Annotated in this window: 12 protein-coding genes; 8 read left to right on the forward strand and 4 right to left on the reverse strand. The window is 38.6% G+C overall.

Annotated elements, in window-relative coordinates; translation table 11 throughout:
* Position 1 precedes the first annotated feature (1 nt).
* Positions 2 to 3,106, forward strand: a complete 3,105-nt coding sequence (locus tag QP437_RS07040; RefSeq protein ID WP_285267398.1) for an efflux RND transporter permease subunit — start codon at positions 2 to 4, stop codon at positions 3,104 to 3,106.
* Between the two features lie 130 nt (positions 3,107 to 3,236).
* On the opposite strand, the gene QP437_RS07045 is transcribed toward QP437_RS07040, so the two are convergent.
* Complete coding sequence (locus tag QP437_RS07045) at positions 3,237 to 4,019, reverse strand: M48 family metallopeptidase (protein WP_285267399.1); 783 nt, start codon at positions 4,017 to 4,019, stop codon at positions 3,237 to 3,239.
* A gap of 125 nt (positions 4,020 to 4,144) precedes the next feature.
* Here QP437_RS07045 and mtr point away from each other — a divergent pair, with 125 nt between their 5' ends.
* From mtr to tsf, 4 genes are all read left to right on the forward strand, one after another.
* Entirely contained in the window at positions 4,145 to 5,401 is a 1,257-nt protein-coding gene (mtr, locus tag QP437_RS07050) for a tryptophan permease (RefSeq protein WP_197547452.1), read from the forward strand.
* 65 nt (positions 5,402 to 5,466) lie between these two features.
* Positions 5,467 to 6,240: a class I SAM-dependent methyltransferase gene (locus QP437_RS07055; protein ID WP_285267400.1), complete on the forward strand. Its 774-nt coding sequence runs from the start codon at positions 5,467 to 5,469 to the stop codon at positions 6,238 to 6,240.
* Positions 6,241 to 6,409: 169 nt separating this feature from the next.
* Complete coding sequence (gene rpsB, locus QP437_RS07060) at positions 6,410 to 7,132, forward strand: 30S ribosomal protein S2 (RefSeq protein ID WP_046949980.1); 723 nt, start codon at positions 6,410 to 6,412, stop codon at positions 7,130 to 7,132.
* Between the two features lie 133 nt (positions 7,133 to 7,265).
* Entirely contained in the window at positions 7,266 to 8,117 is an 852-nt protein-coding gene (gene tsf / locus QP437_RS07065; protein ID WP_285267401.1) for a translation elongation factor Ts, read from the forward strand.
* 74 nt (positions 8,118 to 8,191) lie between these two features.
* Here tsf and QP437_RS07070 read toward each other — a convergent pair whose 3' ends face one another.
* The gene (locus QP437_RS07070) at positions 8,192 to 9,751 is read right to left on the reverse strand and encodes a phosphoethanolamine transferase (protein ID WP_285267402.1); all 1,560 of its coding nucleotides are present in this window, start codon (positions 9,749 to 9,751) and stop codon (positions 8,192 to 8,194) included.
* A 125-nt stretch (positions 9,752 to 9,876) separates the two neighbouring features.
* On the opposite strand from QP437_RS07070, the gene pyrH reads away from it, so the two are divergent.
* Positions 9,877 to 10,590 (forward strand): UMP kinase, encoded by a 714-nt coding sequence (gene pyrH, locus QP437_RS07075; protein ID WP_197570464.1) that lies wholly within the window; start codon positions 9,877 to 9,879, stop codon positions 10,588 to 10,590.
* Positions 10,591 to 10,645: 55 nt separating this feature from the next.
* Here pyrH and QP437_RS07080 read toward each other — a convergent pair whose 3' ends face one another.
* Entirely contained in the window at positions 10,646 to 11,527 is an 882-nt protein-coding gene (locus tag QP437_RS07080; RefSeq protein ID WP_285267403.1) for a DUF4189 domain-containing protein, read from the reverse strand.
* 74 nt (positions 11,528 to 11,601) lie between these two features.
* Positions 11,602 to 12,429, reverse strand: coding sequence for a DUF4189 domain-containing protein (locus QP437_RS07085; protein ID WP_230845713.1), 828 nt, complete (start codon positions 12,427 to 12,429; stop codon positions 11,602 to 11,604).
* A gap of 168 nt (positions 12,430 to 12,597) precedes the next feature.
* On the opposite strand from QP437_RS07085, the gene frr reads away from it, so the two are divergent.
* Both frr and ispC read left to right on the forward strand, forming a co-directional pair.
* Entirely contained in the window at positions 12,598 to 13,155 is a 558-nt protein-coding gene (gene frr / locus QP437_RS07090) for a ribosome recycling factor (RefSeq protein ID WP_049356323.1), read from the forward strand.
* An 89-nt stretch (positions 13,156 to 13,244) separates the two neighbouring features.
* Positions 13,245 to 14,444 (forward strand): 1-deoxy-D-xylulose-5-phosphate reductoisomerase, encoded by a 1,200-nt coding sequence (ispC, locus tag QP437_RS07095; RefSeq protein WP_285267404.1) that lies wholly within the window; start codon positions 13,245 to 13,247, stop codon positions 14,442 to 14,444.
* Positions 14,445 to 14,483: the final 39 nt, after the last annotated feature.

Raw genomic sequence — 14,483 nt, forward strand, 5'->3', positions numbered from 1 at the left:
AATGAAATTTACCGATATATTTATTCGTCGTCCTGTTTTGGCGGTTTCGATTAGCTTGTTAATCATTATTTTAGGTTTACAAGCGATCTCGAAATTGGCTGTGCGCGAATATCCGAAAATGACTACGACGGTGATTACGGTGACCACTGCATATCCAGGGGCGGATGCGAACTTAATTCAAGCGTTTGTTACTTCCAAAATTGAAGAGGCGGTAGCGCAAGCAGATAATGTGGACTATATGTCTTCAAGCTCTAGCCCAAGTACGTCAACTGTCACCGTAAAAATGAAATTAAATACGGATCCGAATGCGGCCTTGGCAGATGTTTTAGCTAAAGTTAACTCAGTTCGTTCTGAATTACCAAGTGGTATTGAAGATCCAACGATTTCTTCATCAACCGGTGGTTCGGGGATTATGTATATTAGTTTCCGTTCTAACAAACTTGATGCAAGCCAAGTGACTGACTATATTCAACGCGTAGTGAAACCACAATTCTTTACCGTAGAAGGTGTGGCGAGTGTACAGATCTTTGGTGCTTCGGAGTACGCACTTCGTGTTTGGTTAGACCCAGAAAAAATGGCGGCTCAAAACCTTTCGGCAACACAGGTGATGTCAGCATTATCGGCGAATAACGTTCAAACAGCAGCAGGTAATGATAATGGCTATTTTGTGACCTATAAAAACAAAGTAGAAACTACGACAAAATCGGTTGAAGAATTAAGCAACTTAATTGTGACATCAAACGGTGATAAGTTAGTACGTTTACGCGATATCGCTGATATTGAATTAAATAAATCAAGCGATAGCTCACGTGCGGTAGCGAATGGCGCAGATTCCGTTGTATTAGCGATTAATCCAACTTCGTCAGCAAACCCATTAACGGTAGCTGCGAAAGTGCGTCCGCTATATGACAGTATTAAAAATAATCTGCCGGATGCTATTGAATCTGACATCTTATATGACCGTACAATTGCGATTAATAACTCCATTAATGAAGTAATCAAAACGATTGTTGAGGCAACGCTGATCGTGTTGGTGGTGATTACCATGTTTATTGGTTCATTCCGTGCGATTTTAATCCCGGTTATCACCATTCCGATTTCATTAATCGGGGTAATTATGTTGCTTCAATCATTTGATTTCTCTATTAACTTGATGACTTTGCTGGCATTGGTTCTAGCCATTGGTTTGGTGGTGGATGATGCGATTGTGGTATTGGAAAACGTAGACCGCCACATTAAGTTAGGTGAAACACCATTCCGTGCGGCGATTATTGGTACGCGTGAAATTGCCGTTCCGGTTATTTCCATGACTATAGCCTTGATTGCGGTATATTCTCCAATGGCGTTAATGGGCGGTATTACGGGTACGTTGTTTAAAGAGTTTGCTTTAACCCTTGCTGGAGCAGTATTTATTTCCGGTATCGTAGCATTAACGCTTTCACCAATGATGACCAGTAAATTGCTAAAATCCAATGAGGCTCCAAGTAAATTGGAACAACGAGTAGAGCATACCCTTAGTAAAGTGAATGCAGCTTATGCGTATGTACTTGATTTGGTGATGGTAAACCGTAAATGTATGTTGATGTTTGCAGCAATCATTTTTGCAACCTTACCAGTGTTGTTTAAATCACTTTCAAGTGAATTAACACCTACAGAAGATAAGGGCGCATTTATAGCGGTCGGTTCTGCACCTTCTAACGTAAACATAGATTACGTGCAAAATGCGATGACACCTTATCAAGAGATTTTAACCAATACGCCAGAAGTACAGTTTGCGATGACGATTTCAGGGGCACCAAGCTCTAACCAATCTTTAAACGTTGTAACTTTAAAAGATTGGAAAGAACGCTCAAAAAGCCAAACAGCTATCATGAATGAGCTGAATGAAAAAGCGAAATCTATTCCTGAAGTGTCTGTACAAGGCTTTGCGTTCCCAGAAATTAATACAGGGGAGCAAGGTCCTCCAATTGGTTTTGTGATCAGCACATCACAAGACTACGGTGATTTAGCAAATGTGGCGGGTAAATTCTTAGAGGATATGCAAAAATCCAGCAAGTTCGTTTATACCAATCTCGATCTTAAATTTGATACTGCTCAAATGCGTATTAAGATCGATCGTGAAAAAGCAGGAACTTATGGCATTACAATGCAACAAATCAGCCGTACGTTAGGCAGCTTCTTATCTGCCGCAACCATTGAACGTGTGGATATTGATGGTCGAGCTTACAAAATTATTTCCCAAGTAAAACGTGACAATCGTTTATCTCCGGAAAGTTTTAATAAGTATTACATCACCGCAGCAAATGGTACCTCTGTTCCATTAAGCAGCTTGGTGACGGCTACATTGGAACCACAACCAAGTACATTGCCTCGTTTCAGCCAGTTAAACTCTGCGGTGATTAGTGCTGTACCGATGCCAGGTACTTCAATTGGTGATGCGATCCAATGGTTACAGGACAATGCGAAAAATACTTTACCACAGGGTTATAACTATGACTTTAAAAGTGAAGCGCGTCAGTTAGTACAAGAAGGTAATGCGCTTGCTGTAACGTTCTTACTTGCGGTAGTGATTATTTTCTTAGTCTTGGCAATTCAGTTTGAATCAATTCGCGATCCAATCGTGATTATGATTTCTGTGCCGTTAGCTGTAAGTGGTGCGTTATTAGCCTTAAATGCCTTTGGATTTGTAGGGATTGCTGGAACGACACTCAATATCTACTCACAAGTGGGTTTGATTACCCTGGTTGGTCTTATTACGAAACACGGTATTTTGATGTGTGAAGTAGCGAAAGAAGAGCAGTTAAACCACGGTAAAACGCGTATTGAAGCGATCACTGAAGCGGCTAAAGTACGTTTACGTCCAATTTTGATGACTACCGCTGCGATGATTGCAGGTCTTGTACCGTTGCTTTATGCAACAGGTGCGGGTGCGGTATCTCGTTTTAGTATTGGTATCGTTATCGTGGCAGGTTTGGCAATCGGTACATTGTTTACCTTGTTCGTGTTGCCAGTAATTTATTCTTACATTGCAAGCGAACACAAACCGTTACCAGTGTTTGATGAAAATGTGAAACCAATCGAAGGTCACATTAACGAACAACATTAATTGAAAATACTATAAAAAAACAAACCGCACTTTGATTTTTCAAGTGCGGTTTTCTTTTAGAGATTAAAAAAGCGAACATGATGTTCGCTTTTTATTTATGAAAGTGCGGTCAATTTTTTGACTGTTTTATTTAGCCATTTTTATTTTTAGCAGCTTTGTAAAGTTCCATCGCTTCAGGTAATAAGCGTTGTAAGTTTTCTTGACGGGACTCATCACTCGGGTGAGTAGAAGCTAACACATCAAGTGCACCTTTAGAACCACCAGAGGCTTTTGCCATTTTTTGCCATAAACCTGGTGCGACTTGAGGATTGTAACCTGAGCGAGCCATTAGCATTAATCCAACTTCATCCGCTTCAGTTTCTGCGCTACGAGAGTAAGGTTTATCTAAAGCAAAGTCTTTGGTTAAACCTACTGCTAATTCACTTGCGCTTGAGCCAATAACAGTAGAAAGGGCGGCATGACCTAAACTTGCTGCAATATTAGTAGCCATACCAAAATTCACTTTTGCTTTACCGTGTTCTTTTAAAGCGTGTGCCATTTCGTGACCCATTACAACAGCAATTTCATTATCGTTTAACTGTAAGGTATCCACTAAACCTGTGTAGAATGCCATTTTACCGCCTGGCATTGCCCAAGCATTCAGTTCTTTTGATTTAATGACATTGATTTGCCAGTTAAATTGTTGTCCAGTTTCATTCGCTTGGTCTGCATAAGGCACCATTTTATTAAACACTGCATGAACACGTTTTGCAGTTTTTGATGAAGTATCAATTACACCATGTGCACGCATATTACCCATTTCTTGGGTATAGCTACTTGCAGCCTGTTGATTGATAGAGGCAGAATCAGCACAGGAAGTTAATACGACACCCGCTAACGCGGCGAAAGCAAAGCTTTTAATTTGTTTTTTCATAATTAAGCCCTTTTTGGTTAAAATATCAATATTATATAAATTTCTTTATTGTTGTCGATATAAAAAGATTGCCTTTTGATTTTGTACTATTATAATAGTGCAAAATTATATTCTAGGACTTTACTATGACAATAAAAAAATCTCCTTCTTTATTAGGCGGCGCCATGATTATTGCAGGTACCGCGATTGGTGCAGGTATGCTTGCAAACCCAACCTCAACGGCTGGCGTATGGTTTATCGGCTCTATTCTTGCTTTGGTTTACACTTGGTTCTGTATGACCACATCAGGTTTGATGATCTTAGAAGCCAACTTACATTATCCTACCGGCTCAAGCTTTGACACCATCGTAAAAGATTTGTTAGGTAAAGGCTGGAATATTATCAATGGTCTTTCAGTTGCTTTTGTGTTGTATATTTTGACTTATGCCTACATCACTTCAGGCGGTGGTATTACACAAAACTTGCTTAACCAAGCTTTTGGTTCTGCTGAAAGTGCGGTCGATATTGGACGTACTTCTGGATCCTTAATTTTCTGTTTTATTCTTGCGGCTTTCGTGTGGCTTTCCACTAAAGCTGTAGACCGTTTCACGACGGTATTGATTGTTGGAATGGTAGTCGCTTTCTTCCTTTCTACCGCAGGTTTATTGAGCTCTGTAAAAACAGAAGTGTTATTCAATACTGTTGCAGAAGGTGAGCAAACTTATTTACCTTACTTATTGACCGCACTTCCTGTTTGTTTAGTGTCTTTCGGTTTCCACGGAAATGTGCCAAGCCTCGTAAAATATTACGATCGCGATGGTAGTCGTGTAATGAAATCGATCTTTATTGGTACAGGCTTAGCCTTAGTGATTTACATCTTATGGCAGCTTGCGGTGCAAGGTAATTTACCACGTACAGAATTTGCACCCGTGATTGAAAAAGGCGGCGATGTATCGGCATTATTAGAAGCATTACACAAATATATTGAAGTGGAATACATTGCGGTTGTATTGAATTTCTTTGCTTATATGGCTATTGCAACCTCATTCTTAGGGGTAACGTTAGGTTTATTTGATTATATTGCCGATTTATTTAAATTTGATGACAGCGTATTAGGCAGAACAAAAACCACATTGGTAACATTCTTACCTCCACTATTGTTAAGTTTACAATTCCCTTATGGTTTCGTGATTGCCATTGGTTATGCTGGATTAGCTGCAACAATTTGGGCTGCAATCGTGCCAGCACTGCTTGCTAAAGCCAGTCGCCAAAAATTCCCAAATGCGACTTATAAAGTGTATGGCGGTAATTTTATGATTGGTTTTGTGATCTTATTCGGTGTGTTAAATATTGTGGCACAAGTAGGCGCAAACTTAGGATGGTTTGCAAGTTTCGCAGGATAAGTTTTCGCGTTAATATTGTAGGGGCGTATCGAATACGCCCTTTTTAATTTTACATAGGAAACGAGATGAGTAACCAAACGAGCGTTTATGATAAAGAAAACTTCTTTGCGCTTTATCAAAAACTTCGATCTAACCCAATCAGTCTCAATGAAATAGTGGAAAAGCCGACGATGCTTTCCCTCTTACCCGATTTACAAGGGAAAAAATTGCTCGATTTAGGTTGTGGAACGGGCGGGCATTTGCAACTCTATTTAGAACGCAATGCGGAGAGAGTAGTAGGAACAGATCTTTCAGCTAAAATGCTAGAACAAGCTGAACAAGATCTGCAAAAGTGCGGTCAATTTTCAGGGTGTTTTTCGTTATATCAGTTACCGATGGAAAAATTAACGGAATTGTCAGAAAGTGATTTTGATGTCATTACCAGCTCTTTTGCTTTTCATTATATTGAAGATTTTCCTGCTTTATTAGCGTCTATTGCCAACAAACTTAAGCCTAACGGCACATTAGTTTTTTCCCAAGAGCATCCGATTACGACTTGTCATAAAGAAGGGGAACGCTGGGAAAAAAATGAGCAAAAACAGCAAGTCGCTTATCGTTTAAATCATTACCGTGATGAAGGATTGAGAGAGCGAAATTGGTTTCAACAACCTTTTAAAACGTATCACCGCACGACAGCAACGATTATTAATGATTTAATTGCCGCAGGTTTTCAAATTGAACAAATGGCTGAACCAATGTTAGCCGAGCAGCCACAATGGCATGATGAATTTAAAGATTTGCGGCATCGTCCCCCTTTATTGTTTATTAAAGCAAGAAAAGTGATGAATTTAACAAAATAAACTGGTTTTTGACCGCACTTTATGGTATAAATCGCACCGCTGTTTTTGGGTTTCAAAAGCAGCGTTTTTAATTATTAACAACACACACATATCATTAAGGCTTAATCGGGGTGCCAAACGGTCGATTAGCTGATATGTGGAGGCTCAACCCCAACAAAAGGAAAATATTATGGCACAAGTTTCAATGCGCGACATGATCAACGCAGGCGTACACTTCGGACACCAAACTCGTTACTGGAACCCACAAATGAAACCTTTCATTTTTGGTGCTCGTAACGGTGTTCACATCATCAACTTAGAAAAAACTTTACCTTTATTCAACGAAGCTTTAGCGGAATTAACTCGCATTGCTAGCAACAACGGTAAAGTATTATTCGTTGGTACAAAACGTGCAGCGTCTGAAGCAGTTCAAGCAGCAGCATTAGATTGTCAGCAATATTACGTAAACCACCGTTGGTTAGGTGGTATGTTGACTAACTGGAAAACCGTTCGTCAATCAATTAAACGTTTAAAAGATTTAGAAACTCAATCTCAAGACGGTACTTTTGACAAATTAACCAAAAAAGAAGCGTTAATGCGTACCCGTGAGATGGAAAAACTTGAATTAAGCCTTGGCGGTATCAAAGATATGGGTGGCTTACCAGATGCGTTATTCGTTATCGGTGCAGACCACGAACATATCGCGGTTAAAGAAGCAAACAACCTAGGTATTCCTGTATTTGCTATCGTTGATACTAACTCAACTCCAGCTGGCGTAGATTTCGTTATCCCTGGTAACGATGATGCGACTCGTGCTATCCAACTTTACGTTTCTGCAGCTGCAGCAGCGGTTAAAGAAGGTCGTGGTAACGAAGCTCAAGTTGCTGAAGAATTAGCAGCTGACGCAGAATAATTTAAGTTTTGCAATAAGGCGAAGCCCTTAATAATCAAACGATTAATTGGCATAGGGGCTAAAATTTAGCCCCTATATTTTTATCTAAAAGTGCGGTCAAAATAAATCGCATTTTCGACAGAGGATTTTTAAAATGGCTGAAATCACAGCATCATTAGTAAAAGAACTTCGTGAACGTACCGGTGCCGGTATGATGGAATGTAAAAAAGCATTAGTTGAAGCAAACGGTGATATCGAGTTAGCAATCGACAACATGCGTAAATCTGGTCAAGCTAAAGCAGCTAAGAAAGCAGGCCGTGTTGCAGCTGAAGGTGTTATCCTTGCTCGTGTAGAAAATGGTTTCGGTGTATTAGTTGAAATGAACTGTGAAACTGACTTCGTAGCAAAAGATGCTGGTTTCTTAGGTTTAGCAAACGAAGTAGCTGATTTCGCAGCAGCACACAAAGGTACCACTATCGAAGCGTTACAAGCACAATTTGAAGAAAAACGTGCTGCATTAGTGGCTAAAATCGGTGAGAACATGAACATCCGTCGTGTTGCTTACTTAGAGGGTCAAGTTATTGCTCAATACTTACACGGTGCGAAAATCGGTGTGTTAGTTGCGGGTGAAGGTTCTGTTGATGAACTTAAAAAAGTGGCAATGCACGTAGCGGCATCTAAACCAGAATTCGTGAATCCAGAAGATGTATCTGCTGAAGTGGTTGAACACGAACGTCAAATCCAAATCGACATCGCAATCAACTCTGGTAAACCAAAAGAAATCGCAGAGAAAATGGTTGAAGGTCGTATGAAGAAATTCACTGGTGAAGTTTCATTAACAGGTCAACCATTCGTAATGGATCCTTCTGTATCTGTAGGTGACTTCTTAAAATCAGTAAACACTTCAGTGTCTAACTTCATCCGTTTAGAAGTGGGTGAAGGTATCGAGAAAAAAGAAGAAGATTTCGCAGCTGAAGTTGCAAAAATCACTGGCGGTAACGCTTAATTTTCTCCATTGAGATATAAAAAAGCCGATATTGAATATCGGCTTTTTTGTTGTCTTAAATTTAAGATATTTCTCTATTTATTCGGACGAATATCAATGGCAGGGTCTGCATCTTTACGATATTTCTCTTCAATCAGTTTTTTCAGTCCATAATCGTCTTTGTCAGCTTGTTCAGAGAATAAATCTTCTTCTAATGTTAGCTTCGGATTTTTAATCCCTATCCAATTAGCGATGCCTTCTAAGAAATTTAAACCAGATTTAAAGGTTTTGTATTCCTTACGCTCGGCATCATCAGATGAAATTTTAAAGAGCGGAATATTATGATGTAATTGGCTATGGCAGTTTTGATTAAATAAAGTCACACCATGTTTATCATCTTCCTGATGACACAAACCATGATCTGAGAAATAAATCATCGAGAAAGTGCGGTGTGTTTTTTGCTCGTTTTCTTTGAGGGTTTCATACACTTTCTTAATAAAATCATCGGTTTTCTTAATGGATGAAATATAGCAATTCAAGTACTCGTTCTTTTTCTCAATGTCATTATCATTGAAAATTTTCGGATAATCTTCAACACGATCGCAAGCAAGCGGATGTGAACCATAAATGTGTAACACAATAAAGCGTTTACCTTGTGTTGGATCTTCTAAAACTTGGGTAAATTTAGGGATTAGATCAAAGTCGCTGTAGTTTGTCGAATTAAAGCTCCCACCTTTTTTCAAGAAAATGGTTTCATCAGATTTTGATGCAAGCGAGGCGACTGGTGTGTCATATTCACCTAAGAAACCTTGATTAGACAGCCAGTAAGTTTTCAGACCTGCAGACTTAATGAGATCCACTAGGCTTAAATCATAGTTTGGTTCCCATTTTTCTTTATCAGGTAACGTTAACATTAAGCGTAATGAGGCGACAGTGTTGGTTCCGGCGGATGTCATGCCATCAATCAGAGTACCATTTGCTGATGACATAAATGGTGTGTCATTGACGGGGTATCCATACGCATGCAAGTAGTCTTTTCGCGCACTTTCACCTAAAATAATCACATAATCTTGGTATTTAGAATTTTCTAATGTGGATTGTCCCCAGCTGCTTTCCTGTGACATTTTTTTCAATTTTTGCCATTCATTAACAATTTCTACACTCGAATCTATTGTTTCTTTTAATGGCGCAGCAATCGGTAAGTTGTAGCCAATCAACAGGGTAGCGAGGGCAATGAATGTTTTATTGCGATAAAATTTCACCCCAAATTTGACCGCACTTTTGTAATGTAAAAAGACTAAAACTGGAATAGCTAATGCTGCTAAATAGCTGCTCACAGGGATTTGCATGAGAAACTCTTTGGTCTCTAACATATCTGTCGCGAGAACCGATGCAATATATTGGTAGCTTGGCGCACCAAAATTTAAGCCTGTCGGCGTATAAATTGCGTGTAAGCAAACTAAGGGTAATAAAATAAAATAGAAAGATTTTCGGCTACTACTTAATAAAATAATGAAAATAGCCGTGAGTAAAATCAGACTAATAGATGGCTCAGGAAACATCCCTGAACCTCGTAAAATCAGGTAACCCGCAAGAATGGCACAAGCCAAAGAAAAAAGTGCGGTTAAAATTTGTGAGGTTTTTGATATCTTCATAAAGTTTGCCTATAAAATCAAAAGTGCACCATTTTATCGCACTTTTCTGACCAATTTCCATTTTTAACTTTTTCGCTCTTTTGCTAGAATAAGCCAATTTTTGTAACCGACAAAGGAAAAGACAAATGAGCCAACCAATTTACAAACGTATTTTATTGAAATTAAGTGGTGAAGCATTACAAGGGGATGAGGGCTTCGGTATCGATCCTTCAATCCTTGATCGTATGGCGTTAGAGATTAAAGAATTAATTGAAATGGGCGTGGAAGTTGGTGTTGTGCTCGGCGGTGGTAACTTATTCCGTGGCGCAAAATTAGCTAAAGCCGGCATGAATCGCGTGGTGGGCGACCATATGGGGATGCTTGCAACGGTGATGAATGGCTTGGCAATGCGTGATGCGCTTCACCGTGCAGATGTGAATGCAAAATTAATGTCTGCGTTCCAACTAAATGGTATTTGCGATACCTATAACTGGTCTGAAGCCATCAAAATGTTGCGTGAAAAACGTGTAGTCATTTTCTCTGCAGGTACGGGGAGCCCGTTCTTTACCACAGATTCGGCGGCATGCTTACGTGGTATCGAAATTGAAGCGGATATCGTGTTAAAAGCGACTAAAGTTGATGGTGTGTATGATTGCGATCCAGCAAAAAATCCTAACGCAAAGCTATACCATAAATTATCTTATGCAGAAGTGATTGATAAAGAATTAAAAGTAATGGATTTAGCCGCATTCACACTTGCGCGTGACCACGGTATGCCAATTCGTGTATTTAATATGTGTAAACCAGGTGCGTTACGTAAAGTCGTACTCGGTACAGAAGAAGGTACAACGATTTGTTAATTTGATAAAGTAAAAATGAAAAACGGTAGAAATGATTTCTACCGTTTTTTGTTAATTAAAATAAGTTCTTTTCCCCAGCATTAAAAATGTCATCTTGACCATTTTTGCCTGGTTTGGCTAATTGTGGTTTATCAAAGAAGCATTGTTTATCTTGTTCATAATCGCATGGCGTAGAACATGCAGGATAAATATTTGATACTTGGCAATTTGAAGCACCATCTTCTTTGCAATTTGCTAAGGCATCATCTCTGGAACGCTGACCAAGAATCCCTAATCCGAAATAAGATGTCGGTCCATTTTTCTCTGCATGTGCAACACTTAAACAAGCATTACTAAACCCAAATAGAAATTCGCAACGTTCACCACTTTCTTTTTCACACTGACTAATGGCTTCTTTTTTGGCATTTGCTAAATTTGAAGCAGGAACATCATTCCCCCATATTCCTTGTTTTTTATTTCCTTGTCTTACTGCAACTGCAGACCAAGTACGAGGTTTTAATTCTAGTTTGCTTGTATCGTAATATCCATTACATTTGAATTCTTTATCAATATCACCAAACCCAGTTTCAGCACGATGAGATTTAATTTTGCCATTCATATCGGTAAAGACATAAGTCCATTTATGGTTACCTGTAAAGACTTTTTCTTTTTTGGTATAAATGGTTGTGCCATAAGCATGATGGCCACGCCCTACCTCATATTCTAAGACATTGTAAAGCGGTCTAGCAAAACCATAAATTAAGAAAGCCTCCTTTTCACTAGAGCATTGCTTAATATCATCTGGATAAAGCCCTTTGCTTTCCATAAATTCATTGACATCTTTTCCTGACCAATAAAGTGTTGTACCAAGATGAACATAAGTGGAGCAACTGCTTAAGAATCCGCAAATAGAGGTAAAAAACACGAATTTTAATAATGGTTTTATTGAATATTTCATATGAGACTTTTTATGTTGAATCTTTTAGTGAAAATATAACCGCTTACCTTAACGATAAGCGGTTTGTTTTTATATTATGGTTTAATCCATTTTGGTTCAGGTAAGATACATCCCGTCTCATGCTCCATGTCACAAGCTGTTGCACAGAGTCCCTCAACGACAATTTTGCAATCTTTTCCTCCTTTAGACTTACATTGCTCAATGACATCTTTATTTGCTTGTTCTTTATTCCAACCAAAGCCAAAAATATCAAAATAAGTACCATTGCGCGCACCAATTCCACTTGATAAACAAATATTGCTATAAGAAGCCATTACTTTACAGTTTTTGTTACCTTCATCTTTACATTGTTCTAGCGCATCTTTTTCAGCTGCTTTTTGAGTGGAATGTGCTTTATTAGAAGCCCAGACCATTTTATTGTTATCTGCTGAATTAACTATACTCATCCATAAACTTTCTCGAGTTAATATAGAGGTAAGTTCTTTGTCATCTGTTTGCCCAAGTGCACGACAATTAAATTCTTTATCTAAGTCTCCAAATCCTGTTGCGGCACGATAAGATGTAATGTTACCGCTTAGGTCTGTAAAGGCATAAGTCCAATAATTACCAGTAAAAACATTTTCTCTTTGAGTGTAAATAGTTGTACCAAAAGCATTATAAGATCGGCCAACTTCTCGATCAAAAATTTGATACATAGGTTTTGCAAAACTATAGATAAAAAATGCTTTATCTTTTTCTTTACAAATTTTTGTTTCATTAACTGCTAACTCTTTATCTTCTATAAATTCCTTAATATTTTTACCTTTCCAATATAAACTTGAAAAAGGATTAACATAAGTGGAACAACTTGATAACCACGCTGAAGCGCAAACTATAGCAGCAATACGGAATACGTTTTTCATGTTATAAATCATACTAAAATCCTCTGTTATTAATTGAGAGCCAAGATACTATCAAATCATACTTTAAGCAATCGGAATTTATATTCAAAATAAAAGATTTAAAACTCCCTAAAAATCCAGTAAAATCACTATGTTTTATCTTTATTATTTATTGAAAAGGACAGATGAATGATTAATGAAATTAAACAAGATGCTGAAGCTCGCATGGAAAAAAGCCTCGAAGCGTTGCGTGGGCATATTGCAAAAATCCGTACAGGTCGTGCTCAACCTAGCTTATTAGATGCGATCCAAGTGGAATACTATGGTGCAGCGACACCACTTCGTCAATTAGCTAACGTTGTTGCAGAAGATGCGCGTACTTTAGCGGTAACGGTATTTGACCGTTCTTTAATCAGCGCAGTAGAAAAGGCGATTTTAACTTCTGATTTAGGTTTAAATCCATCTTCAGCGGGTACAACGATTCGCGTACCTCTTCCTCCATTAACTGAAGAACGTCGTCGTGATTTAATTAAAATCGTAAAAGGCGAAGGTGAACAAGGTAAAGTCGCGATTCGTAACGTGCGTCGTGATGCAAATGATAAAATCAAAGCATTATTAAAAGACAAAGAAATCAGCGAAAACGATCAACACAAAGCAGAAGAAATCATTCAAAAAGTGACTGATAGCTATATCAAAAAAGTGGATGAGATCTTAGCAGATAAAGAAAAAGAATTAATGGATTTCTAATTGTCGAACCATGTTTTGGGGCAGGCCAAGTGTCTGCCCTTGTTCTATTCTGATAAAAAAATAAAAGCACAAAGTGCGGTCGAAATTTTATGCAAAAACAAAATCTTGTTATTTTAGGATCAACGGGTTCTATTGGTCATAGCACCCTTTCTGTTATCGAACATAATCCCGACAAATACCATGCCTTTGCATTAGTGGGGGGCAAAAATGTTGAGACAATGTTTGAACAATGTGTGAAATTTCAACCTCACTTTGCTGCATTAGATGATGAAAATGCAGCAAAGGTATTGCGAGAAAAATTAGCTTCACACCACATTAAAACGGAAGTCTTAGCTGGACAAAAAGCCATTTGTGAGCTAGCAGCGCATCCAGATGCAGATCAAGTGATGGCAGCCATTGTTGGGGCGGCGGGATTGCTACCGACTCTTTCGGCAGTAAAAGCGAGTAAGAAAGTCTTGCTTGCTAATAAAGAATCCTTGGTAACTTGTGGCCAGATCTTTATTGATGCAGTGAAGCAGTCGAAAGCAAAATTATTGCCAGTTGATAGTGAGCATAACGCGATTTTTCAATCTTTACCGCCTGAAGCACAAGAAAAGGTTGGGTTCTGTCCTTTGAAAGAATTGGGCGTCAGTAAAATTGTCTTAACTGGTTCTGGTGGTCCTTTCCGTTATACACCATTAAACGAGTTTGAACATATTACACCAGAACAAGCCGTCGCTCACCCAAACTGGTCAATGGGTAAAAAAATCTCCGTGGATTCTGCCACGATGATGAATAAAGGTTTAGAGTACATTGAAGCCCGCTGGCTCTTCAATGCATCGGCTGATGAAATGGAAGTGATTATTCATCCTCAATCTATTATTCATTCAATGGTGCGTTATGTAGACGGCTCGGTCATTGCTCAAATGGGCAATCCGGATATGCGCACGCCCATTGCGGAAACCATGGCTTATCCAAATCGTACAGTCAGTGGTGTGGAACCATTAGATTTCTTTAAAATCAAAGAATTGACGTTTATCGAACCTGATTTTAATCGTTATCCAAATTTAAAATTAGCGATTGATGCTTTTGCAGAAGGACAATATGCGACAACCGCTATGAATGCAGCAAATGAAATTGCAGTACAAGCCTTTTTAGATGGCTATATTAAATTTACGGATATTGCGAAAATTAACCAAGTATCAGTTGAGCAAATGCCATCTTCTATAATTTCAAGCATTGATGATGTATTAGCCGTAGATAAGCAAGCACGTGAATTAGCAGCTTCGCTGATTAAAAAGTTAATGTAGAATACACCAAAGTGCGGTCATAAAATCCGAATATTTTAG

This window comes from Haemophilus sp. UMB1048, assembly GCF_030218125.1.
In the GTDB taxonomy this organism is placed as follows: Bacteria; Pseudomonadota; Gammaproteobacteria; order Enterobacterales; family Pasteurellaceae; genus Haemophilus_D.